Origin of the sequence: Rossellomorea sp. GCM10028870 (assembly GCF_042666755.1) — a bacterium.
GTDB lineage: Bacteria > Bacillota > Bacilli > Bacillales > Bacillaceae_B > Rossellomorea.
The window spans coordinates 1-22,046 of sequence record NZ_JBHTGN010000008.1; the positions used below are offsets into that span (position 1 = coordinate 1).

Consider the following 22,046-nt stretch of genomic DNA (forward strand, 5'->3'; position numbering starts at 1 on the left):
CCGCCAGCGTTCGTCCTGAGCCAGGATCAAACTCTCCGATAAAAGTTTGAATAGCTCTTTAAAAATAAATCTAGAATTAACGTTGACGTATTGTCTTGTTTTGTTCAGTTTTCAAGGTTCAATGTGTGTCACGTCCGTTTGGAGCGACTTTATTAATTTATCACACATCAATGTGTGATGTCAACTGTTTTTTGAAATTATTTATTGGTGTTTCTTCTAAATAATTCATTGTGTTTCAGCGACGTTTATTAATATACCAAGATTTTTCGGGAGGGTCAATACATTTATGAATTTTTTTCAAAAAAATATTTCAAACACATTAACTATCTTACACACCCGCATCTTATTCAGGCAGCTGTCCCCTGAACTCATTAATAGTAAAGCTCCCACTCGAATATAAGCGGAAGCTGATTTTCTTTAATATGTTTCTTTCTTTGCTGCCGTCTTCATATACTTTAAACATTCCTTTTGACTGGCAAACCTTTTAAAGAGTGAGAATAAGATTTTATACCGTTCATCCATTGCTCTCTTAACGATATGATCAATTCGAGAATCTCTTAGATCGAACAGTATTTCATCCATCTCTCTTTTTAACAAATACTCTATTTCTTGTTTCTCTCTGTCATTAATCATTAACCCCAGCAAGTATGTCACCCCTTAATATTTGTATTTGTAGTTTTTTCCATTAAAAGAAATTTATAATCATTTTTTTAAAAGATAGATATTTTTTCCGGGGACATGCATATCTTTAGTAGAGATAGACGGTTGAACGGAGGGATGAACGATTGAATACGTTTCACACAATTAATGCTAAGAAATTAAAGCAAATCAGTCTGATTATCGTGATTTCATTTTTTACTGCCTTGTTTGTATATAGCAGTAACCTTTCGACACTTTCTGTTTTTAGTACGAAGGATGGACCGAAAGCGATCTACAAAGGGGAAAAAGGAGTCGCGATTACATTCAATATTGGTTGGGGAGATGAAAAAGCGGGGCCGATCCTTGAAGAATTAAAGAAAATGAATGTCCAGTCAGCTACCTTCTTTCTTTCCGGAGCCTGGGCGGAGAGACACCCTGATTTAGTGGAGAAAATTGTGAAGCAGGGTTATGAAATCGGAAATCTTGGCTATGCCTATTCCGATTATACGGATATGGAACCAAATAAGATCAAGCAGGACATATTAAAAGCCGATACCGTTTTTAAGAAGCTAAATGTTAAAGATGTGAAGTTATTACGCGTGCCTACCGGTCACTTTAATAAAGAAACATTAAAGGTAGCCGACTCTCTTGGGCTTACTGTGGTTCACTGGAGTGTAGACTCTAAAGATTGGACGAATCCTGGTGTAGATGAAATTATCAATAATGTGAAGAAAGCCAAAAAAGGGGATATCATTCTCCTTCACGCATCGGATTCAGCTAAACAAACGAAATCCGCTTTGCCGACCATCGTGAAAGAATTAAAAGGAAAAGGTAACTTCATTACGGTTTCAGACATGATTTCAAACGGGGATGCCAAGTCTTCCCTCATACAGTAATAAAAGCCCGCTGATGAAGGGACCTCATCAGCGGGCTTTTATTTGTTTAACTCTTAGTAGGCTGCTTACGTTGCCTTTCCACTTGGGACTTCTCGATATATTTAGGAAGACGCAGAAGCTGGAATGCATTACATGCCAATAAGGCCAGCAGCATAAGGTACAGCCATTTAACGGAATTCACCAGTAAAACCGGCAACCACTCCAGTGTGGTTACAACAATCATAAAGAATAAGGCAGACACAAATGTGTTCGTCTTGGCTTCTGATTGCTTATTCTTCATATAAGCTACGACTAAACCAACGACCAGGATGCCGATTCCCAGAAAAATATAAGGGGTATACGACTCACCTTCCTCAGCGAAAGCTCTGAATCGGAAGTAGATTAAATCAAACAGGACAAGGGCAATCAGCACCACTTGAACAGGATTCCATAAGCTCTTAAACATTCCCATCCCGAATTGATGGATGGTCAAATAAGCAAAATAGCCCATCTGACTGATTACACTAAATGTGAAACCTACAAAAACAAACCAAAGTAGACTTGATAATATGCCAATCACGTTTCCGTCTTGGATGTATGGTCCGAACTGATCCCATCTAATGAGAAGTGCGGCTACACCGGTAACGACTCCACCGATCACTAACGTATGAATGAAAAAACGAATCCAATTGCGGATGGTCACTTCTATTTTCCTCCAAATAAAAAAATATACACTCTTTTGATTGTACCAACGCTACTATAAAAAATCTAGGTTCCAGTTTTTCTTATGCATATTTTTTTCGTTATTTCTCATATTAAGGGTAAGGAATTTGTATGGAAGGAGCCTACCCATGAAAAGATATTCCTTTCTTTTTCTACTGTCGATTCTTCTTCTATCCGCTTGTGGCGGTGGCGGAGATACAGGCAGTGGCAAAATGGATTATGAAGAAACCAAGAAAATGGTTGTCGATATATTAAAGACCGATGATGGTAAAAAAGCGATTGAAGAAGTCATGTCTGATGAAAAAATGAAATCAGAGCTTATTATGGACCAAGGGGTTGTGACGGATACGATTTCTAAGACGTTAACCTCTGAAAAAGGAACTGAATTCTGGAAGAAATCCTTCGAAGACCCTAAGTTTGCCGAAGCGATGGCAAAAAGCATGAAGGATGGAAATGAAAAATTACTCAAAGACCTCATGAAGGATCCAGAGTATCAAAAGATGATGATGGATCTGTTAAAGGACCCTGAATTCAAGAAGGAACTGACTGAAGCTTTAAAAAGCCAGGAATATAGGGAACATCTGCAAAAAGTCATTACGGAAACATTTGAAAGCCCTCTATTCAAGGCTAAGATGCAGGATGTGTTACTGAAGGCTGCCGGTGAAATGAAAGAAGGCGGTAAAAGCGAAGGTGGCAGTGAGTCTTCTTCCGGCGGTGATGAGGGCGGATCTGGTGATTCTGGAGGTTCTGGCAGCGGTGGTGGCGGTGGCCAATAATTGTTAAAAAGGACAAATGCGTGGAGGTTCCAACGCATTTGTCCTTTTATTCGTCTACCTAAGACAGTTTTTCAATCACTTTATGAGCGATGTCTCCATAAATCTGCCCTAAACGGTGGTCCTCTGCGTAAATGGAAGGAGCAAAATCCTCTTCGTTCCAGTCAGGCTGTTGAAGTGGGAGCTTGCCTAATAAGTCGGTACGTAGTTCTTCCGTTAGCTTCTCTCCTCCACCTTGCCCGAATACGAATTCTTTTTCGCCTGTTAATTTACTTTCGAAATAGGACATGTTCTCAACCACACCAAGAATGTCATGGTCGGTTTGCAGAGCCATGGCGCCTGCACGGGCCGCTACGAATGCTGCTGTTGGATGCGGTGTTGTAACGATGATCTCCTTACAATGTGGGAGCATCGTGTGAAGATCAAGGGCAACGTCACCTGTCCCTGGTGGCAGGTCCAGCAGTAAATAGTCCAGTTCTCCCCACTCTACTTCTGAGAAGAAATTGTTGAGCATTTTCCCAAGCATAGGACCTCTCCAAATCACGGGAGCATTGTCCTCAACAAAGAAGCCCATGGAAATGACTTTTACGCCAAAACGTTCTACTGGAATAATTCTTTCTCCCCTAACGACTGGTCGTTTCACGATTCCCATCATATCAGGCACACTGAACCCGTAAATATCAGCATCCACCAGCCCGACTTTTTTTCCTTGACGGGCCAATGATACAGCTAAGTTAACAGAAACCGTCGACTTTCCTACTCCGCCTTTTCCACTCGCAATCGCGATAAAGGTTGTTTTACTTGCAGGTGATAATAAATCCGTTCCTTCTCCACCGGATCCTCTGTGCTTTTCAAGCTCTTCCTGTGGAAGCTCCGTGAAGCGGATCCCGACAGATTCAGCTCCATTATCCTTTAGGACTTGTACGATCTTTTGCTGGAATTGCATTTGTTCACCAGTACCTGTCTTGGCAATGGCGATCTTCACGCTTACATGCTTCTTTTCTTCCTTAATTGAAATTTCGACGATACCATTTGTTTCTTCTAACGTTTTATTTAAAAAAGGATCTTTTAATCCAAATAAAAGTTCGCGTGTCTGTTGTTCAGTTAACATGAATATCCACCCTTTTCTATGTATTCGTTTTCAATCAACCTGCTTTCAGTATAACATATTCTTAGTTGAATGAATGATCAAAAGGTTTTGAATGCTTTTGTTGAATAATGAAAAAAGCTCTTTTCGTAACGTTTGATTCTTTCTTAGATAAGAAAGCAGCAGTTGATTTCCGGTACAGGATGCTCGCTTTCCACGGGGCTGGCGGTGAGCCTCCGCTTTTTGTACTGTCCAGCTTTTCCCGCAGGAGTAGAGCATCCTTCCGCTCCAATCAACTTTCGAAGCATGTTTCTTTAAAGGCTATTCTCTACACACTCACTGACACAGGTCAAAGAGCTCTTCTGTATTAAAACAACAATCTTTTCGAAATTAGCCAAAAATAAAAGCTGAGAGGTTATTCCTCGTCAGCTTCTTCTTTATCTTCTTCATCCATTGTTAAATAATTGAGAACTCCCTGATACACTGAGGCAGCAATCTTTTGCTGATAATCTTCTTTAAGCAAATTGGCCCGCTCACCTGGATTCGATAGAAACCCGATTTCCACTAAGGCACCTGACTTTTTGGCGTGTTTTAAAATATACACGTTTTGAAGACCTTTCGCTTCTCGTGTCGTGTTTTCTAAATTACGTGTCAACTCTCCTTGAATAGCTTTGGCAAGGACTTTATTTTCTTCATACTTTGGATTATAGAATGTTTGGGCACCGCTCCACTTTGCTGATGGAATGGAGTTCAGATGGATACTTAAAAATAAGTCTGCTTCGGATTCATTGATTAAGCTAAGCCTGTTCTTTAAATCCTCCACTTTCCGACGGCTGTATCCCTTTGTATCTTCATCAGCAAGATCCTCGTCTTTTTCCCGTGTCAGGATGACGAGAGCTCCTTGTTCTTGGAGATAATCCCTTATCATCAAAGACACATTTAAAGCAATATCCTTTTCCAAGGCATCTTTATCACCGGCTCCACCGTCTGGACCGCCATGCCCTGGGTCTATATAGATGATCTTACCTGATAAAGGAAGGTTCCAGGAATCCCATGTATCCTTGTCTAAAACCTTATATTGAATAATGAATAATAAAATAGCCAGTGCAGAAATTATCCCGACGACCTTTAGTTTATGAACCATTCCAGTCCTCCTATTTCCCAGTTTCAACCCGGAGAAAAAACTCTTTATAGCTCCGCTGTCCTTACTAAAAAATATGGGACAAGAATGATTTTTAGAACTGAATTGATTAATTCAAACGCAGTTTGTGACGCTTGATCCCCTTTTCATACCCTTCTGACCACCATGTTTCCACAAAGTGCTCACAGCAAAAATAAAAGGACTCATCAACTTGATTGGAAACGCCCATCTCAGACCAATACAACCAGAAATTATAAAGCGTATCGATAAAGTGTTTTAATTCTTCCTCGCACCGCTTTTTAACGACATCAGAAGGTTCACCAGTATATCCAAACTTGCTAACCTTTCCACCCAGCAGATAAGCTTCAATGGCCACATCAAAGCATGCCTCATCAAAGCCCTGCTGCATAAATACACCGCCCTGAACCTTTATATATCCAAAATGCTTACGGACACTTTCCTGAAGCATTTTAATCGAAATCTCTTTCAGCAACGTTCTTTCCGACTTAATTTGTTTTTCTCTTCTCTTTGTATTGAAAGTTGTAATAACGTTCAAAGATCATCCACCCCTTTGAACGTATTTTCCTACTTAACACAACAGTTCATTCGAGTAACTGTTACCAATTTTTTTGAGGGACGGAACTCCCGATTCAATGCCGGCCATGAAGCTGATCGAAGTTCATGGTGTGGTGAAATTGGAGGTCCGTCCCCAACAAAAAAAGCCCAACCGAATGAATCGGTTGAGCTTTTGTTTGAAATAATAATTAACGCTTAGAGAATTGTGGAGCGCGACGTGCACCTTTAAGACCGTATTTTTTACGCTCTTTCATACGAGAGTCACGAGTTAATAATCCAGCGCGTTTTAGAGTTCCGCGGTACTCAGGATCTGCTTGGAGTAAAGCACGAGCGATTCCGTGACGGATCGCACCAGCTTGACCAGCATAGCCTCCACCATTAACGTTTACTAAAACGTCATAGTTACCAAGAGTTTCAGTTGCAACTAGTGGTTGCTTAATTACTTCTCTTAGTGCTGCGAATGGGATATAAACTTCTACTTCACGATCATTGATAACAATGTTTCCGTTACCTGGTACTAAACGTACACGAGCTACTGAGCTCTTACGACGACCAGTTCCGTAATATTGAACTTGAGCCAAGATAATAACCTCCTCTTATTAATTATCCACGAAGTTCGTAAACTTCAGGTTGTTGTGCTTGATGCTTATGCTCTGCTCCAGCATACACATGTAATTTCTTGAACATTTGACGACCTAGAGAACCTTTTGGAAGCATACCTTTGATAGTAAGCTCTAACATTTTCTCTGAGTAGTTTGTACGCATTTCTAATGCTGTACGTTGCTTTAAACCACCTGGGTGATTCGTGTGACGGTAGTAGATCTTATCCGTTAACTTTTTACCAGTTAGTTCAATTTTTGAAGCATTAAGAATGATAACATGATCACCAGTGTCTACATGTGGTGTGAATGTTGGTTTGTGTTTTCCGCGTAGAATAGAAGCAACTTCACTAGCTAAACGTCCTAGAGTTTTGCCTTCAGCATCTACAACGAACCATTTACGATCGATTTCGTTGGCTTTTGCCATATACGTTGTACGCATGATTTAACCTCCTATTTAATGAATCCGTAGTATTTATTTTCTAATCACAATAAGTTTCCGGGGCTTATCGTGGGGTTAATAACATACCATATGCTATATTATCTTGTTCCCAGTCTATTGTCAAGAGAATGTTACACCAGGATTAGTTGTTTTAGTATTTTTTTTGAAAGTAATATAAATTTCTATTTAACAATAGGGTCATAATCGACCTTCCACAGATAAAGTCCATGAGGAGGTGCAGTCTTCCCTGCCCGATTACGATCCCTGGCATCCAGTATTCCAGGAATCTCTTCTACTTGGATATTCCCAGAACCTACCTCTAATAATGTACCAACCAATATCCTCACCATATTATAGAGAAATCCATTTCCCACAAAAGAAAAAATGATTTCTTCCTCATGCTCTTGAATCTCAATATGGTGAATGGTTCTTACTTTATCTTCTACTTCGGTTTTCGCTGAACAAAAACTCGTGAAGTCATGCTCCCCGATCAGATGCCGTGCAGCACGCTCCATATCCGTCACAGATAAAGTGTAGGGATAATGAAGGGAAAAGTGACGGTTAAACGGACTTCTCGACTCTCCCGTATAAACACGGTATCGATATTCCTTCTGTAGGACAGAGAACCTTGAGTGGAAGTCAGTAGGAACAAGCTCAGCTTCTTTAATGGTTACTTCATCCGGTAAGCGGGTGTTCAGTACCACCGGCCATTTCTCTTCAGGGATGGCCAATGGTGTATCAAAATGAAAAACCTGACCATTCGCATGGACACCAGCGTCCGTACGTCCCGACCCACTGATACGGATTCTTTCCCCTTTATGGATAGTGGATAGAATATCTTCGATGAGCCCCTGGACGGTTCGCTGACTGGGTTGAACCTGATAACCATGAAAATTAGTCCCATCGTAGGCGATGGTACACTTCACTCTCTGCATACACGACACTCCCGTTATCCTCTAAAAATAATCAATACAACTGTTAAAAGGGCCAGTACCACTAAAGCTCCCGTATCCTTCTTGTGCCAGGATAACAGTCGGTATTTCGTTCTGCCTTCTCCACCTTGATACCCTCTTGCCTCCATGGCTGTTGCCAGATCCTCAGCACGTTTAAAGGCGCTGACAAAGAGAGGGATCAGTAAAGGAATGATGGCTTTAATCCGGTCTTTCACGGGACCGGAAGAAAACTCAGCCCCCCTTGCGATTTGGGCTTTCATGATTTTATCTGTTTCCTCCATCAAGGTCGGAATGAAACGTAAAGAAATCGACATCATAAGAGCCAGCTCATGAACTGGAAATTTTACTTTTCTTAATGGATTCAGAAGCGTCTCAAGACCGTCTGTAATCGTGATAGGGGAAGTCGTCAGGGTTAATAAAGACGTTACGAGAATCAGATAAAAGAATCGTAAAGAAATAAAGATCCCCTGCCTTAACCCCTCTTCATGAACAGACAATATTCCCATATCCAGAATGACAGGGCCTTCCTTGGTAAAAAACACATGTAAGAAGAATGTAAATAAGATTAACCATAGGATAGGCTTCAATCCACCGATAATAAAACGCAGCGAAAGATTAGAAAGAATAAGTGCGCTAAACGTAAAAAGGCCGAGCAGTGCATACGTAACAAAATTATTTGCTAAAAAGACGACACATATAAACCCAAAAATAAATAAGAGCTTTGCCCTTGGATCCATCTGATGAAGAATGGATTTAGCGGGTACATATCGGCCAAAGATCATTTTCTCCATCATGGGGCTTCACCTCCATCTCGAAGTGAACGGATGGCTGAAGCTAATTCCTCTATCGTTAAACAGGTTTTCGGGAGCTTCTTCCCCGTTTTCTGTTCAAATTGATATTGAAAACGAACGACGTCGGGAACGTCTAATCCCATCTCAAACAGTTCATCTGCCTGGGAGAAAATCTCTTCAGGACTTCCCTTTCTCTTTAGGCGGCCCTTCTGCATAATCACAATCTCTTCTGCGTAATGAGCTGCGTCTTCCATGCTATGGGTAACGAGAATGGTCGTCAGTCCCTTTTCTTTATGAAGAGCATAGAACATGTCCATGATCTCACGTTGACCTCTGGGATCGAGTCCTGCCGTAGGTTCGTCTAAGACAATGACCTCCGGATTCATAGCAAGTACACCTGCAATGGCTACCCGTCTCATTTGTCCCCCTGATAAATCAAATGGAGATTTTTGTAATACCTCTTCAGAGAGACCCACCTTTACGATCAACTCTTTCGCTCTTCGTATCGCTTCTTCCTCCGATACGCCAAAGTTCATTGGACCGTAGCAAATATCCTTGAGCACGGTTTCTTCAAACAGCTGATGCTCAGGAAATTGAAAGACGATGCCTACTTTCTGTCTTACCGGCTTTAAACTTTTTGCCTTTTGCTTCGCTTTTATTTGATATTCTCCTACCTGGACAAGACCTTCCGTAGGCTTTAACAATCCGTTTAAATGCTGGAGGAGTGTTGACTTTCCCGAACCGGTGTGACCGATAACCGCGAGAAACTGACCTGTCGGGATGGAAAGATTGATATCTTGAAGGGCAAGTTTTTCGAATGGAGTGTTGAATGAATATCGGTATTCTACCTGTTGAAATGTGATTTGCATAACTCATCCACCAACTCTTCTTCTGTAAAATAGGTTTTAGACAGGGGAATCCCTGCTTCTTTAAGGGCTCCGGCAAGCTTAATCGTAAAAGGGGAGTCCAGTCCCAGTCCGATTAACTTGTCCTCTAATAGAAAAATATCTTCCGGGATGCCCTCCTTAAAAACCCCCCCTTGATTTAATACAATCATTCGATCTGCCTTTGTTGCTTCTTCCAGGTCATGGGTAATGGAGATAACCGTTAAGTTTTCTTCCTCTTTCAGCTTACGAACCGTTTCAAGAACTTCTTTTCTTCCTTTTGGATCAAGCATGGATGTAGCTTCATCTAAGATGATGATCGATGGCTGCAGGGCTACGACCCCGGCGATCGCTACACGCTGTTTTTGACCACCTGACAAATGGTGCGGCTCTTGAACAAGAAAATCTTCCATATGGACACTTTTTAAAGCATCAGTGACTCTCTGTACCATTGTTTCATACGGTACCCCATGGTTTTCTAACCCAAAAGCCACATCATCTTCTACTGTAGCACCAACAAACTGATTATCGGGATTTTGAAAAACCATACCCAGCTTTGAACGGATGTCCCATATAGATCCTTCTGAAAGAACAATCCCATCAACCGTTACACTTCCCTTTTCAGGAAAATGAAGCCCATTCAACATTTTGGCAAGCGTCGACTTACCGGAACCGTTATGTCCGACAATCGCCAGCCATTCACCTTGATTGACAGTCAGACTAATGCCTTTAAGGGCGTAGGTATTCTGATCAGGGTATCTGAAATGCACATCGTCTACTTTAATGATTTCCTTCAATTTCTGTAACCTCCTCTACGCTCTTCCATACTCAGCTCTGCTATAGAAATCTCTGCATATAAAAAAAAGCCTGCACCCCGACCAAAGAAAAGAGAATCTTTTCTTGTTCAACCATTGAACAGCTTCTATGAATATAGAAGTTGGAAGGGGTGCACGAGCTAGACGAGTCAGACAGCGCTGCTCATCGTAACGCTCTGCTTTTCATCAACATGCACTTATACAAAAAGGGCAAAGAAGCAGTTAAGGATTAACTGTCCCGCCCTTAATGTTAGTAGTCACGAATTATTAAACTAATTCGATGATTGCCATTGGAGCACCGTCACCACGGCGAGGACCAACCTTCATAATGCGAGTATATCCGCCTTGACGCTCTGTGTAACGAGGAGCGATGTCAGAGAATAACTTTTGTAAAGCATCTTGGTTGTTTTCAGCGTTTGCAACTTCTTTACGAATGTATGCACCAGCTTGACGACGAGCATGAACGTCACCACGTTTACCTAAAGTGATCATTTTTTCCACAACTGAACGAAGCTCTTTCGCACGAGTTTCAGTTGTTTCGATGCGCTCGTTAATGATTAGGTCTGTAGCTAAATCACGTAGCATTGCTTTACGTTGAGCACTGGTACGTCCTAACTTTCTGTAAGCCATTAAGGGTTCCCTCCTTTGTTGAATCTATATATGAAAGAAGATGTTATCAGTCGTCTTTACGTAAGCCAAGTCCAAGGTCTTCAAGTTTAACTTTAACCTCTTCAAGTGATTTACGTCCTAAGTTACGCACTTTCATCATATCTTCTTCTGTCTTGTTAGCAAGCTCTTGAACAGTATTGATTCCAGCACGCTTCAGGCAGTTATAAGAACGAACAGAAAGATCTAATTCTTCGATCGTCATCTCAAGAACTTTCTCTTTTTGGTCTTCTTCTTTTTCTACCATGATTTCAGCATTCTGCGCTTCATCTGTAAGGCCAACGAAAATATTTAAGTGTTCTGTTAGAATCTTAGCACCTAAAGAAATCGCTTCTTTTGGTCCAATACTTCCATCAGTCCATACATCAAGAGAAAGTTTATCGTAGTTCGTCATTTGACCAACACGAGTATTTTCTATTTGATAGTTAACGCGTGAAACTGGAGTGTAAATAGAATCGATTGGGATCACGCCAATAGGAAGATCCTCACGTTTGTTCTGGTCTGCTGGTCTGTATCCACGTCCACGTGATGCGCTTAAACGCACACGGAAGTGTCCACTCTTAGATAATGTTGCGATGTGCAAATCAGGATTTAACACTTCTACATCACTATCATGAGTAATATCAGCAGCCGTTACAACTCCTTCGCCCTGTACATCAATTTCTAGCGTTTTCTCTTCATCAGAGTAAATCTTTAACGCTAGCTTCTTGATATTCAAAATGATGGATGTGACATCCTCTACGACGCCTTCAATTGTTGAAAACTCATGCAGTACTCCATCTATTTGAATAGATGTGACAGCAGCACCTGGGAGTGACGATAGTAGGATACGACGTAAGGAGTTACCCAAAGTTGTACCATATCCACGCTCAAGTGGTTCTACGACGAACTTTCCATATGTGGCATCATCGCTGATCTCAACCGTTTCAATTTTTGGCTTTTCAATTTCGATCATTAATATTTACCCTCCTTCAAAACGTCGAAACTCCGGGCTAAATAAGTTAAAGTCCGAAATTCCCCATGTTTACGTTCCCTATTGTGCACCAACAACTGGTTACTTTTCTGAATGAACGTATCTTGTATCATATCCCATTATAGACAACGATACAAAATTTATACAGAAAAATTAAACGCGGCGACGTTTTGGTGGACGGCATCCATTATGAGGAACTGGAGTAACGTCTCTGATTGCAGTAACTTCTAGACCTGCTGCTTGAAGAGCACGGATAGCTGCTTCACGACCAGCACCAGGACCTTTAACTGTTACTTCAAGAGTTTTTAAACCATGTTCTTGAGAAGCTTTCGCTGCAGTTTCAGCTGCCATTTGCGCTGCGAATGGAGTGGATTTACGAGAACCTCTGAATCCTAGTGAACCTGCACTTGACCAAGCAACAGCATTTCCGTGAACATCAGTAATAGTTACGATTGTGTTATTGAATGTAGAACGAATGTGTGCAATACCAGCTTCGATATTCTTTTTCACACGACGTTTACGAGTGTTTGTTTTACGTGCCATACTAAGAAGTAACCTCCTTTACCTATTATTTTTTCTTGTTAGCTACAGTCTTACGAGGACCTTTACGTGTACGAGCATTGTTCTTCGTATGTTGTCCACGAACAGGTAGTCCACGACGGTGACGAAGACCGCGGTATGAACCGATTTCCATAAGACGTTTGATGTTTAGTGATACTTCACGACGAAGATCACCTTCTACTTTTAATTTATCAACGATATCACGAATCTTTCCTAGTTCGTCGTCAGTAAGATCGCGAACGCGAGTATCCTCAGATACACCAGCTTCAGATAAGATTTTCGCTGCAGTATTTTTACCAATACCGTAGATGTATGTTAATGAAATGACAACACGTTTGTCACGTGGAATGTCTACACCAGCAATACGTGCCATAGTGATAGCGCACCTCCTTTAAGATTAGCCTTGTTTTTGTTTATGTTTAGGGTTTTCACAGATAACCATAACTTTACCTTTTCTACGAATAACTTTACATTTTTCGCAGATTGGTTTAACAGATGGTCTAACTTTCATCTTATTCTAACCTCCTTAATAGTACGGAGTGCAATAGATTATTTATAACGATAAGTGATTCTACCACGAGTTAAGTCATACGGTGATAATTCTACTGTTACCTTGTCACCAGGTAGGATACGAATGAAATGCATACGGATCTTTCCTGAAACATGTGCCAGTACTGTATGACCATTTTCTAATTCTACCTTAAACATCGCATTGGGCAAAGTCTCAGCGACCTTACCTTCAACTTCAATTACATCATCCTTAGCCATCGAACATGTCTCCCTTCTTCTCATCATTTAAAACTTCGTTAACAAACTTTGAAACAGCATAACGCAGTTTACCGTTCGTTACTCTGCCTGATTCAATAATACTGTTTTGAACTTCTGGAGAAACATAGTCACACAAGTGAAGATGAGCGATGTTCTTTCGCTTGGCGCGATCAAACTTTCGTCTATCCCCATCTGCTATGAGTACAAAACGTTCATCCAATTGCTGAACAACGACCGAGTAGCTTCCTGTTTCTCTCCCTTTAAGGGTTTGAACAATCTGACCAATCCTCGGTATCGTCGAATCTGACTCGATCAATCCAATCACCTTCACTTAGGCTTTCGTCAATATCTCATAGCCGTCTTCAGTAATTGCAATGGTGTGTTCAAAGTGCGCACACATTTTATCATCTACTGTGACGACTGTCCAGTTATCTGATAACGTTCTAACATATCGACTTCCTGCATTAACCATTGGTTCAATAGCCAGTACCATGCCAGGCTTTAAACGAGGACCTTTGTTGGGTGGTCCATAATGAGGAATTTGAGGATCCTCATGTAAGTCTTGACCAACTCCGTGTCCCACATACTCTCGAACGATAGAAAAGCCATTAGCCTCAACAAAAGTTTGTATACTATGAGAGATATTCGACAGACGCTCGCCTGGTTTAGCTTCTTTAAGCCCCAGAAATAATGATTCTTCTGTAACATTGAGAAGCTTCTGGGTTTCATCATCTATTGTTCCAACTGGATACGTCCAAGCGGAGTCACCGTGATAACCGTTATATTTAGCACCGATATCGATACTGATTATATCGCCATCCTTCAATACCCGATCGCCTGGAATTCCATGAACCAACTCATTGTTGACTGAAGCACAGATGCTGCCACGAAACCCATTATACCCTTTAAAAGATGGAATTGCATCATGTTTACGAATGAATTTTTCAGCAATTGCATCCAATTCCTTCGTCGATATTCCCGGAGAAATATACTTTCGCAATTCCGCATGAGTTAATGCCACAATCTTTCCAGCCTGCCGCATAATCTCAATCTCTCTCGGAGTTTTAGAAATGATCATTATGAAAGGCCTCCAAGTAGTTCATCAATGTCATCAAACACTCTATGGATGTCTTGTTGACCGTCAATGTTTTTCAGATAGCCTTTGTCTTCGTAGTAAGCCAATAGTGGTTGAGTTTGTTTAATGTTTACGTCTAAACGATTTTGTACCGTTTCTTCGTTGTCATCTGCGCGTTGATATAACTCGCCGCCGCAGCGATCACAAACGCCCTCTTCTGTTGGCGGATTAAAGACAAGATGATAAGTAGCGCCGCACTCTTTACAGATCCTGCGACCTGTCAAGCGCTCCATCAGGATGTCCTTATCTACATTTATATTAATGACATAATTCATTTTTTTACCAAGATCAGCCAGGATGTTTTCAAGTGCTTCTGCCTGAGCAACCGTTCTTGGAAACCCATCCAGTAAGAAGCCCTTTTCACAGTCCTCTTTGCTTAAACGTTCACGAACAATACCGATTGTTACTTCATCAGGAACAAGATCGCCATTATCCATGAATGATTTAGCCTTCAAGCCTAGCTCAGTACCGCCTTTGATAGCTGCACGGAACATGTCTCCTGTAGAGATATGGGGGATACCATATTTTTCTACGATCTTTTCAGCTTGAGTGCCTTTTCCTGCGCCTGGTAAGCCCATAAGAACTATATTCACTCGAACTCCCCCTAATTGTCTATAAAATGGTCTCAGGAACAAAATGTTCCCGAAAACCCTCTATTTAATAAATCCTTTGTAGTGACGTTTCACTAACTGTGCTTCAAGTTGCTTCATTGTCTCAAGTGCAACACCCACTACGATTAGTAAGCTTGTTCCACCGATTTGAGCTGCAGGAGGTAATCCTGCAAAGTTAATGAAGAAAACAGGAAGAATTGAGATAACAGCTAAGAAGATTGCCCCAACAAATGTTAGACGATACAGAACGCGAGTGAGATACTCTTGTGTGGTTTTACCTGGACGAATACCAGGGATATATCCACCTTGCTTCTTCAAGTTTTCAGCCATTTGTTCTGGATTCACTTGAATGAAAGCATAGAAATACGTAAAGGCAACGATCAGAGCTACATAGATGATCATACCAACTGGTTTAGTGTAATCAAAAATGTACTGTATTGTACTAGTCACATCATTTTCTCCAAAGAAGGATGAAATGGTCTGTGGCGTGATAATGAAAGAAATCGCAAAGATAACTGGAATAACACCCGCAGCATTCACCTTTAATGGTAGATGTGTTGATTGTCCACCAACCGGACTACGCCCCACTAAACGTTTTGCATATTGAATCGGAATTTTACGAAGTGCTTGCTGAATAAACACAACACCAACTACGATTGCAATAACTGCTAAAACAAGAAGTGCAAGAACCACAATTCGAAGGAAGAGCTGTTCGCCTGCTCCTTCAATTTGTTGAGCATAGATTTGGTTTACTGTGTTAGGGATAGCGGCAACGATACCTGCAAAGATCAGGATCGAGATACCATTCCCCACACCTTTAGCCGTGATTTGTTCACCTAACCACATAAGAAAAGCCGTACCAGCTGTCAGAACTAACGCTATTAGTAGGTACGTACTAACTCCAGGGCTTTGGATAAGCATTCCACCATATATTCTGTTGAAACCATAGGACATACCTAAAGCTTGGATAAACCCTAGAACGATGGTGAAATAACGTGTAAACTGAGCTAACTTACGGCGTCCGACTTCACCTTGCTTAGACCACTCTGTAAACTTCGGAACAACATCCATTTGAAGGAGCTGTACGATGATTGAAGCGGTAATGTAAGGCATGATACCCATCGCAAAGATGGAGAAGTTTTGAAGAGCACCGCCACCAAATGTATTCAGGAATCCAAGAATTCCTGCCTGGTCTTGCATTTTCAACACATTAGCGTCTACGTTTGGCACCGGAATAAAGGTACCAAGACGGAAGACTATTAACATTAGAAGGGTGAAAATAATTTTATTTCTTATATCACCCACGCGCATAAAATTGGAGACAGTTTGAAACATTAGATCACCTCGGATGTACCGCCAGCAGCTTCGATAGCTTCTTTAGCAGTGGTTGAGAATTTCTGTGCTTTTACAGTAAGCTTTTTCTCGATTAAACCTTTACCAAGAATCTTAATTCCTGCTTTTTCGTTACTTACAACGCCAGTTTCTACAAGTAGCGCTGGAGTAACTTCTGTACCATCTTCGAAGCGATTCAATGCGTCAAGATTGACGATTGCGTATTCTTTACGGTTGATGTTCGTGAATCCACGTTTCGGTAGACGTTGGAACAATGGTGTTTGACCACCCTCAAAGCCAGGACGAGTTCCGCCACCTGAACGAGCGTTTTGTCCTTTATGACCTTTACCAGAAGTCTTTCCATTACCTGAACCAATACCACGTCCTACACGATTGCGGACTTTACGTGAACCTTCTGTAGGTTTTAACTCATGTAATTTCATGTCGGCACCTCCTTTTTTTCGAAAGAAATCGATTATTTTTCTGTAACCGTTACAAGGTGAGCAACTTTATTGATCATACCGCGGATAGCAGCATTATCTTGTTGTTCAACAGTTTGATGCATTTTGCGAAGTCCTAAAGCTTCAACAGTTTTACGTTGATCTTGTGGACGACCAATTGTACTGCGAGTGAGGGTAATTTCTAGTTTGTTAGCCATCGTTATCCCTCCCTTATCCTAATATCTCTTCTACTGATTTACCACGTAGTTTTGCAACGTCTTCAGCACGCTTTAATTGTTTTAAACCTTCGATAGTAGCGCGAACCATGTTAATTGGAGTGTTAGATCCTAAAGATTTAGATAGGATGTCTTGAACACCAGCTAATTCAAGTACGGCACGAACAGGTCCACCAGCAATAATTCCTGTACCCGCAGAAGCAGGTTTGATAAGAATTTGACCAGCACCAAATCGTCCAGTTACCAGGTGAGGAGTTGTACCTTCAACCATAGGAACTTCAATTAGATTTTTCTTCGCATCTTCAATCGCTTTACGGATTGCATCAGGTACTTCCTGAGCTTTACCAGTTCCGAAACCAACGTGACCGTTTTTGTCGCCTACTACTACAAGAGCAGCGAAACGGAAACGACGTCCACCTTTTACAACTTTCGCAACACGATTGATTGTAACTACGCGTTCTTCAAATTCTAGTTTACTTGGATCAATACGACGCATCTGGATTGTCCCTCCTTTTTTTATTAAAATTCTAAGCCGTTTTCACGAGCTGCTTCAGCCAAAGCTTTGATACGGCCATGATATAAATATCCACCACGGTCAAATACTACAGATTTTAATCCTTTTTCTACTGCACGTTTCGCAACTAGTTCTCCAACTTTCGCTGCTGCATCGATAGTAGCAGCTGAGTCTAGATCGAAATCTTTATCTTGAGAAGATGCACTTACTAGAGTAACACCGTTCATATCATCGATAAGTTGAGCGTAGATATTTTTGTTAGAACGGAAAACGTTCAAACGAGGACGAGTTTCAGTTCCAGTAATTTTTGAACGGACACGAGCATGTCTCTTCTTACGTGTTTTGTTCTTATCTGGCTTAGTAATCACCTACGGTCACTCCTTTCTTTTGCCTACGCGGCATTATTTACCTGTTTTACCTTCTTTACGACGAACATATTCACCTTCGTAGCGAATACCTTTTCCTTTGTAAGGCTCAGGAGAGCGTACAGCACGAATGTTAGCAGCTAATGCTCCAACACGTTCTTTGTCGATACCTTTGATAGATATCTTTGTGTTTGCCGGTACTTCGATCTCAATACCTTGTTCTGGTTCGATCTCAACTGGGTGAGAGTAACCAACGTTAAGTACAAGCTTAGTACCTTGTTTTTGAGCACGGTAACCAACACCGACTAGCTCAAGATTTCTTTGGAATCCTTTAGATACACCTTCAACCATGTTCGCGATTAGGGCACGAGTTGTACCGTGTAACGCGCGGTGTTCTTTTGCATCAGAAGGACGAGTAACTGTTGCTACGTTTCCTTCTAATTCTACTTTAATATCAGAATTGAATGTACGAGAAAGTTCCCCTTTAGGTCCTTTTACAGTTACAGTGTTGTTTTCACCTACTGTTAGAGTAACGTCAGATGGAATTTCGATTGGTAGTTTTCCTACACGTGACATCCTGTTGCACCTCCATTCATATAAAAAATATTACCAAACGTAAGCTAGTACTTCTCCGCCTACTTGTTGAGCACGAGCTTCTTTATCAGTTAAAACACCTGAAGAAGTTGAAACAAGTGCGATACCTAATCCGTTTAATACTTTAGGTACTTCAGTTGATTTTGCATATACACGTAAACCAGGTTTAGAGATACGCTTTAATCCAGTAATTACGCGTTCGTTGTTTGCTCCATATTTTAAGAAAATGCGGATAACACCTTGCTTGTTATCTTCTACATATTCTACGTCACGTACGAAACCTTCACGTTTAAGGATTTCTGCAATTTCTTTCTTGATGTTAGAAGCAGGAACTTCTAATCTTTCGTGACGAACCATGTTCGCATTACGGATGCGAGTTAGCAAATCTGCAATTGGATCTGTCATTGTCATAATAATTTACCTCCTTCCCAATATAGGGTATTACCAACTAGCTTTCTTAACGCCAGGAATCTGACCCTTGTATGCAAGTTCACGGAAACAAATACGGCAAAGCTTGAATTTACGGATTACTGAATGAGGACGTCCGCAACGTTCGCAACGTGTGTACGCTTGAACATTATGCTTTGGCGCGCGTTTTTGTTTCGCAATCATAGATTTTTTAGCCACATTTTCGCCTCCCTTATATAGCGATTACTTTTGGAATGGCATTCCGATTTGTGTCAATAATTCACGAGCTTCTTCGTCTGTGTTCGCAGTTGTTACGATTACGATATCCATACCACGTACTTTAGACACTTTATCATAGTCAATCTCAGGGAAAATCAATTGCTCTTTAACTCCTAATGTGTAGTTACCGCGACCGTCGAATGCTTTTTTAGAAACACCACGGAAGTCACGTACACGTGGAAGTGAAACAGAAATTAATTTATCTAAGAATTGGTACATACGCTCTCCGCGTAGAGTAACTTTTGCACCGATTGGCATACCTTCACGTAGACGGAAGCCTGCGATAGATTTTTTAGCTTTAGTTACAACTGGCTTTTGACCAGTGATTTGAGTTAATTCATCAACAGCTACATCAAGAGCTTTTGAGTTTTGAACAGCATCACCGATACCCATGTTGACAACGATCTTTTCAACTTTAGGTACTTCCATTACTGATTTGTAATTGAATTTGCTCACTAGAGCTGGACTGATTTCTTGTTGAAATTTTTCTTTTAGGCGGTTCATTCAGAATACCTCCCTTCTTAATCGTACTATTTATCTAGAACTTCACCTGATTTTTTTGCTACACGTACTTTCTTGCCGTCTTCTGTCTTATAACCTACACGAGTTGGCTCGTTAGATTTCGGATCTAGAAGCATAACATTTGATACATGGATAGATGCTTCTTGGCTGATGATACCGCCTTGCGGGTTCATCTGTGAAGGCTTAGCGTGTTTTTTTACAACGTTGATTCCTTCAACTAGCACTCGGTCTTTCTTAGGGAATGAAGCAAGAACAACACCTGTTTTGCCTTTATCTTTCCCAGTAATGACCATTACTTTATCGCCTTTTTTTACATGCATTTCATCGCACCTCCTTGAATGGCCCAATGCTAATATCTATTAAAGAACTTCTGGAGCTAAAGATACAATTTTCATAAAGTTGCTGTCACGTAGTTCACGAGCAACAGGTCCGAAGATACGAGTTCCACGTGGTCCCTTATCGTCACGGATAATGACACAAGCGTTCTCGTCGAACTTAATGTAAGTACCGTCTTGACGACGTACACCAGATTTAGTACGTACAACAACCGCTTTTACTACGTCACCTTTTTTAACAACGCCACCTGGTGTTGCTTGTTTTACTGTACACACGATAACATCACCGATGTTAGCTGTTTTGCGTCCAGAACCACCAAGTACTTTGATAGTTAATACTTCACGAGCACCAGAGTTGTCAGCAACTTTTAAACGTGATTCTTGTTGAATCATGTAGGTAACCTCCCTTCGGAATATAAAATATCCGAACAAATATATTAGATAATAACTGCTTTTTCAACAACTTCTACTAAACGGAAACGTTTTGTAGCAGATAGTGGACGAGTCTCCATGATACGTACGATATCGCCTACTTTTGCTTCGTTGTTCTCATCATGAGTTTTAAACTTCTTAGAGTACTTAACGCGCTTGCCGTATAGAGAATGCTTTTTATAAGTTTCTACCATAACCGTTACTGTTTTATCCATTTTGTCGGAAACAACACGGCCAGTGTATACCTTACGTTGGTTGCGGTCACTCATTTAAGCAAACCTCCTCTCATTTATCGATTGTTAACCCCGATCTCTCTTTCACGGATTACAGTTTTCATACGAGCGATCCCTTTGCGGACTTCACGGATGCGAGCTGTGTTTTCTAATTGCCCAGTCGCAAGTTGGAAGCGAAGGTTAAATAACTCTTCTTTCAGAGTTTTTACTTTTTGTTCAATTTCAGCAGTGGTTAGGTCACGAATTTCATTAGTTTTCATTTGATTCACCACCAATTTCCTCACGTTTTACAAACTTCGTTTTGATTGGAAGTTTGTGTGATGCTAAACGAAGTGCTTCACGAGCTACCTCTTCAGATACACCAGCGATTTCAAACATGATTTTTCCAGGCTTAACTACTGCTACCCAACCTTCTGGAGCACCTTTACCTGAACCCATACGTACTTCTAAAGGTTTTGCAGTGTAAGGTTTATGAGGGAAGATTTTAATCCATACTTTACCGCCACGTTTCATGTAACGAGTCATAGCGATACGAGCTGCTTCGATTTGACGGTTTGTGATCCAAGAAGCTTCCACTGCTTGTAAACCGTATTCACCGAACGCTACCTCTTGACCGCCTTTAGCACGTCCACGCATTTTTCCGCGGTGTTCGCGACGATGTTTAACGCGTTTAGGTAATAACATAATTATTTGCCTCCTTCCTCAGATTTCTTTCTTGTAGGAAGAACTTCTCCACGGTAGATCCATACTTTAACGCCAAGCTTACCATAAGTTGTGTCAGCTTCTGCATGAGCATAGTCAATGTCAGCGCGTAGAGTATGAAGTGGAACAGTACCTTCACTGTAATGTTCTGCACGAGCGATATCTGCTCCGCCTAAACGACCAGATACTTGTGTTTTGATTCCTTTTGCACCAGCACGCATAGCGCGTTGGATCGATTGCTTTTGAGCACGACGGAAAGAAACACGGTTTTCTAATTGACGAGCGATGTTTTCAGCTACTAATTTAGCATCAACGTCTGCTCTTTTAATTTCAACGATGTTGATGTGTACACGCTTTGAAGTTAACTCGTTTAAAGCTTTACGAAGTGCTTCAACTTCTGTACCACCTTTACCGATAACCATACCAGGCTTAGCTGTATGAACAGTAATGTTAATACGATTTGCAGCGCGCTCGATTTCTACTTTAGAAACGGAAGCGTCTACTAAACGTTTTGCAATATATTCACGTACTTTAATGTCTTCGTGTAATAGATTAGCGTAATCTTTATCTGCGTACCATTTAGATTCCCAATCACGGATTATACCGACACGAAGTCCGACCGGATGTACTTTTTGACCCACA

General features: G+C 41.1%; 37 protein-coding genes. 2 read left to right on the plus strand and 35 right to left on the minus strand.

What is annotated here, in order from left to right; genetic code table 11:
• Positions 1-417: 417 nt before the first annotated feature.
• Positions 418-645, minus strand: a complete 228-nt coding sequence (locus ACFQWC_RS22185) for a hypothetical protein (RefSeq protein WP_299746257.1) — start codon at positions 643-645, stop codon at positions 418-420.
• Positions 646-785: 140 nt separating this feature from the next.
• Here ACFQWC_RS22185 and pdaB point away from each other — a divergent pair, with 140 nt between their 5' ends.
• Positions 786-1,535 carry a polysaccharide deacetylase family sporulation protein PdaB gene (gene pdaB, locus ACFQWC_RS22190; RefSeq protein ID WP_341357234.1) on the plus strand — a complete coding sequence of 250 codons (750 nt, stop codon included), beginning with the start codon at positions 786-788 and terminating at the stop codon, positions 1,533-1,535.
• 46 nt (positions 1,536-1,581) lie between these two features.
• Here pdaB and ACFQWC_RS22195 read toward each other — a convergent pair whose 3' ends face one another.
• Entirely contained in the window at positions 1,582-2,217 is a 636-nt protein-coding gene (locus ACFQWC_RS22195) for a KinB-signaling pathway activation protein (RefSeq protein ID WP_341357233.1), read from the minus strand.
• A gap of 148 nt (positions 2,218-2,365) precedes the next feature.
• Here ACFQWC_RS22195 and gerD point away from each other — a divergent pair, with 148 nt between their 5' ends.
• Positions 2,366-3,013, plus strand: coding sequence for a spore germination lipoprotein GerD (gene gerD / locus ACFQWC_RS22200; RefSeq protein WP_299746248.1), 648 nt, complete (start codon positions 2,366-2,368; stop codon positions 3,011-3,013).
• Between the two features lie 58 nt (positions 3,014-3,071).
• On the opposite strand, the gene ACFQWC_RS22205 is transcribed toward gerD, so the two are convergent.
• From ACFQWC_RS22205 to rpsC, 33 genes are all read right to left on the minus strand, one after another.
• Entirely contained in the window at positions 3,072-4,121 is a 1,050-nt protein-coding gene (locus ACFQWC_RS22205; RefSeq protein ID WP_299746245.1) for a P-loop NTPase, read from the minus strand.
• A 391-nt stretch (positions 4,122-4,512) separates the two neighbouring features.
• The gene (gene cwlD, locus ACFQWC_RS22210; RefSeq protein WP_341357232.1) at positions 4,513-5,241 is read right to left on the minus strand and encodes an N-acetylmuramoyl-L-alanine amidase CwlD; all 729 of its coding nucleotides are present in this window, start codon (positions 5,239-5,241) and stop codon (positions 4,513-4,515) included.
• Positions 5,242-5,347: 106 nt separating this feature from the next.
• Positions 5,348-5,794 (minus strand): DUF2521 family protein, encoded by a 447-nt coding sequence (locus tag ACFQWC_RS22215; protein ID WP_299746240.1) that lies wholly within the window; start codon positions 5,792-5,794, stop codon positions 5,348-5,350.
• A 208-nt stretch (positions 5,795-6,002) separates the two neighbouring features.
• Positions 6,003-6,395 carry a 30S ribosomal protein S9 gene (gene rpsI, locus ACFQWC_RS22220; protein ID WP_034765933.1) on the minus strand — a complete coding sequence of 131 codons (393 nt, stop codon included), beginning with the start codon at positions 6,393-6,395 and terminating at the stop codon, positions 6,003-6,005.
• 22 nt (positions 6,396-6,417) lie between these two features.
• Positions 6,418-6,855 carry a 50S ribosomal protein L13 gene (gene rplM, locus ACFQWC_RS22225; protein ID WP_113970906.1) on the minus strand — a complete coding sequence of 146 codons (438 nt, stop codon included), beginning with the start codon at positions 6,853-6,855 and terminating at the stop codon, positions 6,418-6,420.
• A 182-nt stretch (positions 6,856-7,037) separates the two neighbouring features.
• The gene (gene truA, locus ACFQWC_RS22230) at positions 7,038-7,790 is read right to left on the minus strand and encodes a tRNA pseudouridine(38-40) synthase TruA (RefSeq protein WP_341357231.1); all 753 of its coding nucleotides are present in this window, start codon (positions 7,788-7,790) and stop codon (positions 7,038-7,040) included.
• A gap of 14 nt (positions 7,791-7,804) precedes the next feature.
• Positions 7,805-8,602, minus strand: coding sequence for an energy-coupling factor transporter transmembrane component T family protein (locus ACFQWC_RS22235; RefSeq protein ID WP_299746228.1), 798 nt, complete (start codon positions 8,600-8,602; stop codon positions 7,805-7,807).
• The gene (locus ACFQWC_RS22240; RefSeq protein ID WP_299746225.1) at positions 8,599-9,468 is read right to left on the minus strand and encodes an energy-coupling factor ABC transporter ATP-binding protein; all 870 of its coding nucleotides are present in this window, start codon (positions 9,466-9,468) and stop codon (positions 8,599-8,601) included. The genes ACFQWC_RS22235 and ACFQWC_RS22240 overlap by 4 nt, the downstream gene beginning before the upstream one ends.
• Positions 9,444-10,280, minus strand: coding sequence for an energy-coupling factor ABC transporter ATP-binding protein (locus ACFQWC_RS22245; protein WP_299746223.1), 837 nt, complete (start codon positions 10,278-10,280; stop codon positions 9,444-9,446). Before ACFQWC_RS22245 ends, ACFQWC_RS22240 begins: the two co-directional genes overlap by 25 nt.
• Positions 10,281-10,565: 285 nt before the next feature.
• Positions 10,566-10,928 (minus strand): 50S ribosomal protein L17, encoded by a 363-nt coding sequence (gene rplQ / locus ACFQWC_RS22250; protein WP_299746220.1) that lies wholly within the window; start codon positions 10,926-10,928, stop codon positions 10,566-10,568.
• Positions 10,929-10,974: 46 nt separating this feature from the next.
• Entirely contained in the window at positions 10,975-11,919 is a 945-nt protein-coding gene (locus ACFQWC_RS22255) for a DNA-directed RNA polymerase subunit alpha (protein ID WP_034765941.1), read from the minus strand.
• Between the two features lie 171 nt (positions 11,920-12,090).
• Entirely contained in the window at positions 12,091-12,480 is a 390-nt protein-coding gene (rpsK, locus tag ACFQWC_RS22260; RefSeq protein WP_032085294.1) for a 30S ribosomal protein S11, read from the minus strand.
• A 25-nt stretch (positions 12,481-12,505) separates the two neighbouring features.
• On the minus strand, positions 12,506-12,871 hold the full coding sequence (rpsM, locus tag ACFQWC_RS22265) for a 30S ribosomal protein S13 (RefSeq protein ID WP_034765943.1): 366 nt from the start codon (positions 12,869-12,871) through the stop codon (positions 12,506-12,508).
• 24 nt (positions 12,872-12,895) lie between these two features.
• Positions 12,896-13,009 carry a 50S ribosomal protein L36 gene (gene rpmJ / locus ACFQWC_RS22270; protein ID WP_003156543.1) on the minus strand — a complete coding sequence of 38 codons (114 nt, stop codon included), beginning with the start codon at positions 13,007-13,009 and terminating at the stop codon, positions 12,896-12,898.
• A gap of 38 nt (positions 13,010-13,047) precedes the next feature.
• Positions 13,048-13,266, minus strand: coding sequence for a translation initiation factor IF-1 (gene infA / locus ACFQWC_RS22275; protein ID WP_034765945.1), 219 nt, complete (start codon positions 13,264-13,266; stop codon positions 13,048-13,050).
• Positions 13,259-13,582 carry a KOW domain-containing RNA-binding protein gene (locus ACFQWC_RS22280; RefSeq protein WP_201716425.1) on the minus strand — a complete coding sequence of 108 codons (324 nt, stop codon included), beginning with the start codon at positions 13,580-13,582 and terminating at the stop codon, positions 13,259-13,261. The genes infA and ACFQWC_RS22280 overlap by 8 nt, the downstream gene beginning before the upstream one ends.
• A gap of 15 nt (positions 13,583-13,597) precedes the next feature.
• Positions 13,598-14,344, minus strand: a complete 747-nt coding sequence (gene map / locus ACFQWC_RS22285; RefSeq protein ID WP_341357230.1) for a type I methionyl aminopeptidase — start codon at positions 14,342-14,344, stop codon at positions 13,598-13,600.
• Positions 14,344-14,994, minus strand: coding sequence for an adenylate kinase (locus tag ACFQWC_RS22290; protein ID WP_299746202.1), 651 nt, complete (start codon positions 14,992-14,994; stop codon positions 14,344-14,346). Before ACFQWC_RS22290 ends, map begins: the two co-directional genes overlap by 1 nt.
• A gap of 60 nt (positions 14,995-15,054) precedes the next feature.
• Complete coding sequence (gene secY / locus ACFQWC_RS22295; protein WP_044340534.1) at positions 15,055-16,347, minus strand: preprotein translocase subunit SecY; 1,293 nt, start codon at positions 16,345-16,347, stop codon at positions 15,055-15,057.
• Positions 16,347-16,787, minus strand: coding sequence for a 50S ribosomal protein L15 (gene rplO, locus ACFQWC_RS22300; RefSeq protein ID WP_377109111.1), 441 nt, complete (start codon positions 16,785-16,787; stop codon positions 16,347-16,349). Before rplO ends, secY begins: the two co-directional genes overlap by 1 nt.
• A 32-nt stretch (positions 16,788-16,819) precedes the next feature.
• Positions 16,820-17,002 carry a 50S ribosomal protein L30 gene (rpmD, locus tag ACFQWC_RS22305; protein WP_044340532.1) on the minus strand — a complete coding sequence of 61 codons (183 nt, stop codon included), beginning with the start codon at positions 17,000-17,002 and terminating at the stop codon, positions 16,820-16,822.
• Between the two features lie 13 nt (positions 17,003-17,015).
• Complete coding sequence (rpsE, locus tag ACFQWC_RS22310) at positions 17,016-17,516, minus strand: 30S ribosomal protein S5 (protein WP_044340531.1); 501 nt, start codon at positions 17,514-17,516, stop codon at positions 17,016-17,018.
• 23 nt (positions 17,517-17,539) lie between these two features.
• A complete protein-coding gene (gene rplR, locus ACFQWC_RS22315; RefSeq protein ID WP_044340530.1) occupies positions 17,540-17,902 on the minus strand; it encodes a 50S ribosomal protein L18 in 363 nt (120 codons plus the stop codon).
• A 33-nt stretch (positions 17,903-17,935) separates the two neighbouring features.
• A complete protein-coding gene (rplF, locus tag ACFQWC_RS22320) occupies positions 17,936-18,475 on the minus strand; it encodes a 50S ribosomal protein L6 (RefSeq protein ID WP_044340529.1) in 540 nt (179 codons plus the stop codon).
• A 30-nt stretch (positions 18,476-18,505) separates the two neighbouring features.
• Entirely contained in the window at positions 18,506-18,904 is a 399-nt protein-coding gene (gene rpsH / locus ACFQWC_RS22325) for a 30S ribosomal protein S8 (protein ID WP_299746197.1), read from the minus strand.
• A gap of 30 nt (positions 18,905-18,934) precedes the next feature.
• Positions 18,935-19,120 carry a type Z 30S ribosomal protein S14 gene (locus ACFQWC_RS22330; RefSeq protein WP_044340528.1) on the minus strand — a complete coding sequence of 62 codons (186 nt, stop codon included), beginning with the start codon at positions 19,118-19,120 and terminating at the stop codon, positions 18,935-18,937.
• Between the two features lie 24 nt (positions 19,121-19,144).
• The gene (gene rplE, locus ACFQWC_RS22335; RefSeq protein WP_034765967.1) at positions 19,145-19,684 is read right to left on the minus strand and encodes a 50S ribosomal protein L5; all 540 of its coding nucleotides are present in this window, start codon (positions 19,682-19,684) and stop codon (positions 19,145-19,147) included.
• A 26-nt stretch (positions 19,685-19,710) separates the two neighbouring features.
• Positions 19,711-20,022 carry a 50S ribosomal protein L24 gene (rplX, locus tag ACFQWC_RS22340; RefSeq protein WP_034765969.1) on the minus strand — a complete coding sequence of 104 codons (312 nt, stop codon included), beginning with the start codon at positions 20,020-20,022 and terminating at the stop codon, positions 19,711-19,713.
• Positions 20,023-20,061: 39 nt separating this feature from the next.
• Complete coding sequence (gene rplN / locus ACFQWC_RS22345; protein ID WP_032085280.1) at positions 20,062-20,430, minus strand: 50S ribosomal protein L14; 369 nt, start codon at positions 20,428-20,430, stop codon at positions 20,062-20,064.
• A gap of 44 nt (positions 20,431-20,474) precedes the next feature.
• Positions 20,475-20,738: a 30S ribosomal protein S17 gene (rpsQ, locus tag ACFQWC_RS22350; RefSeq protein WP_032085279.1), complete on the minus strand. Its 264-nt coding sequence runs from the start codon at positions 20,736-20,738 to the stop codon at positions 20,475-20,477.
• 20 nt (positions 20,739-20,758) lie between these two features.
• Entirely contained in the window at positions 20,759-20,962 is a 204-nt protein-coding gene (gene rpmC / locus ACFQWC_RS22355; protein WP_032085278.1) for a 50S ribosomal protein L29, read from the minus strand.
• Entirely contained in the window at positions 20,952-21,386 is a 435-nt protein-coding gene (gene rplP, locus ACFQWC_RS22360; RefSeq protein ID WP_044340527.1) for a 50S ribosomal protein L16, read from the minus strand. Before rplP ends, rpmC begins: the two co-directional genes overlap by 11 nt.
• 2 nt (positions 21,387-21,388) lie before the next feature.
• The gene (gene rpsC / locus ACFQWC_RS22365; protein WP_034765973.1) at positions 21,389-22,045 is read right to left on the minus strand and encodes a 30S ribosomal protein S3; all 657 of its coding nucleotides are present in this window, start codon (positions 22,043-22,045) and stop codon (positions 21,389-21,391) included.
• Between the last annotated feature and the right edge of the window lies 1 nt (position 22,046).

Excerpts from the sequence above, each read along its gene's own strand:
- ACFQWC_RS22255 (WP_034765941.1), bottom strand. The coding sequence starts at position 11,919 with ATGATCGAAATTGAAAAGCCAAAAATTGAAACGGTTGAGATCAGCGAT.
- rpmD (WP_044340532.1), bottom strand. The coding sequence starts at position 17,002 with ATGGCTAACAAACTAGAAATTACCCTCACTCGCAGTACAATTGGTCGT.
- ACFQWC_RS22205 (WP_299746245.1), bottom strand. The coding sequence starts at position 4,121 with ATGTTAACTGAACAACAGACACGCGAACTTTTATTTGGATTAAAAGAT.
- rplF (WP_044340529.1), bottom strand. The coding sequence starts at position 18,475 with ATGTCACGTGTAGGAAAACTACCAATCGAAATTCCATCTGACGTTACT.
- rplN (WP_032085280.1), bottom strand. The coding sequence starts at position 20,430 with ATGATTCAACAAGAATCACGTTTAAAAGTTGCTGACAACTCTGGTGCT.
- rplO (WP_377109111.1), bottom strand. The coding sequence starts at position 16,787 with ATGAAATTACATGAGTTAAAACCTACAGAAGGTTCACGTAAAGTCCGC.
- secY (WP_044340534.1), bottom strand. The coding sequence starts at position 16,347 with ATGTTTCAAACTGTCTCCAATTTTATGCGCGTGGGTGATATAAGAAAT.
- rpmC (WP_032085278.1), bottom strand. The coding sequence starts at position 20,962 with ATGAAAACTAATGAAATTCGTGACCTAACCACTGCTGAAATTGAACAA.
- rplP (WP_044340527.1), bottom strand. The coding sequence starts at position 21,386 with ATGTTATTACCTAAACGCGTTAAACATCGTCGCGAACACCGCGGAAAA.
- gerD (WP_299746248.1), top strand. The coding sequence starts at position 2,366 with ATGAAAAGATATTCCTTTCTTTTTCTACTGTCGATTCTTCTTCTATCC.
- ACFQWC_RS22235 (WP_299746228.1), bottom strand. The coding sequence starts at position 8,602 with ATGATGGAGAAAATGATCTTTGGCCGATATGTACCCGCTAAATCCATT.
- rplM (WP_113970906.1), bottom strand. The coding sequence starts at position 6,855 with ATGCGTACAACGTATATGGCAAAAGCCAACGAAATCGATCGTAAATGG.
- truA (WP_341357231.1), bottom strand. The coding sequence starts at position 7,790 with ATGCAGAGAGTGAAGTGTACCATCGCCTACGATGGGACTAATTTTCAT.
- rpsQ (WP_032085279.1), bottom strand. The coding sequence starts at position 20,738 with ATGAGTGACCGCAACCAACGTAAGGTATACACTGGCCGTGTTGTTTCC.
- rplE (WP_034765967.1), bottom strand. The coding sequence starts at position 19,684 with ATGAACCGCCTAAAAGAAAAATTTCAACAAGAAATCAGTCCAGCTCTA.
- ACFQWC_RS22240 (WP_299746225.1), bottom strand. The coding sequence starts at position 9,468 with ATGCAAATCACATTTCAACAGGTAGAATACCGATATTCATTCAACACT.
- rplQ (WP_299746220.1), bottom strand. The coding sequence starts at position 10,928 with ATGGCTTACAGAAAGTTAGGACGTACCAGTGCTCAACGTAAAGCAATG.
- rpsM (WP_034765943.1), bottom strand. The coding sequence starts at position 12,871 with ATGGCACGTATTGCTGGTGTAGACATTCCACGTGACAAACGTGTTGTC.
- infA (WP_034765945.1), bottom strand. The coding sequence starts at position 13,266 with ATGGCTAAGGATGATGTAATTGAAGTTGAAGGTAAGGTCGCTGAGACT.
- rpsK (WP_032085294.1), bottom strand. The coding sequence starts at position 12,480 with ATGGCACGTAAAACAAACACTCGTAAACGTCGTGTGAAAAAGAATATC.
- map (WP_341357230.1), bottom strand. The coding sequence starts at position 14,344 with ATGATCATTTCTAAAACTCCGAGAGAGATTGAGATTATGCGGCAGGCT.
- rpsH (WP_299746197.1), bottom strand. The coding sequence starts at position 18,904 with ATGACAATGACAGATCCAATTGCAGATTTGCTAACTCGCATCCGTAAT.
- rplX (WP_034765969.1), bottom strand. The coding sequence starts at position 20,022 with ATGCATGTAAAAAAAGGCGATAAAGTAATGGTCATTACTGGGAAAGAT.
- cwlD (WP_341357232.1), bottom strand. The coding sequence starts at position 5,241 with ATGGTTCATAAACTAAAGGTCGTCGGGATAATTTCTGCACTGGCTATT.
- rpsE (WP_044340531.1), bottom strand. The coding sequence starts at position 17,516 with ATGCGTCGTATTGATCCAAGTAAACTAGAATTTGAAGAACGCGTAGTT.
- rpmJ (WP_003156543.1), bottom strand. The coding sequence starts at position 13,009 with ATGAAAGTTAGACCATCTGTTAAACCAATCTGCGAAAAATGTAAAGTT.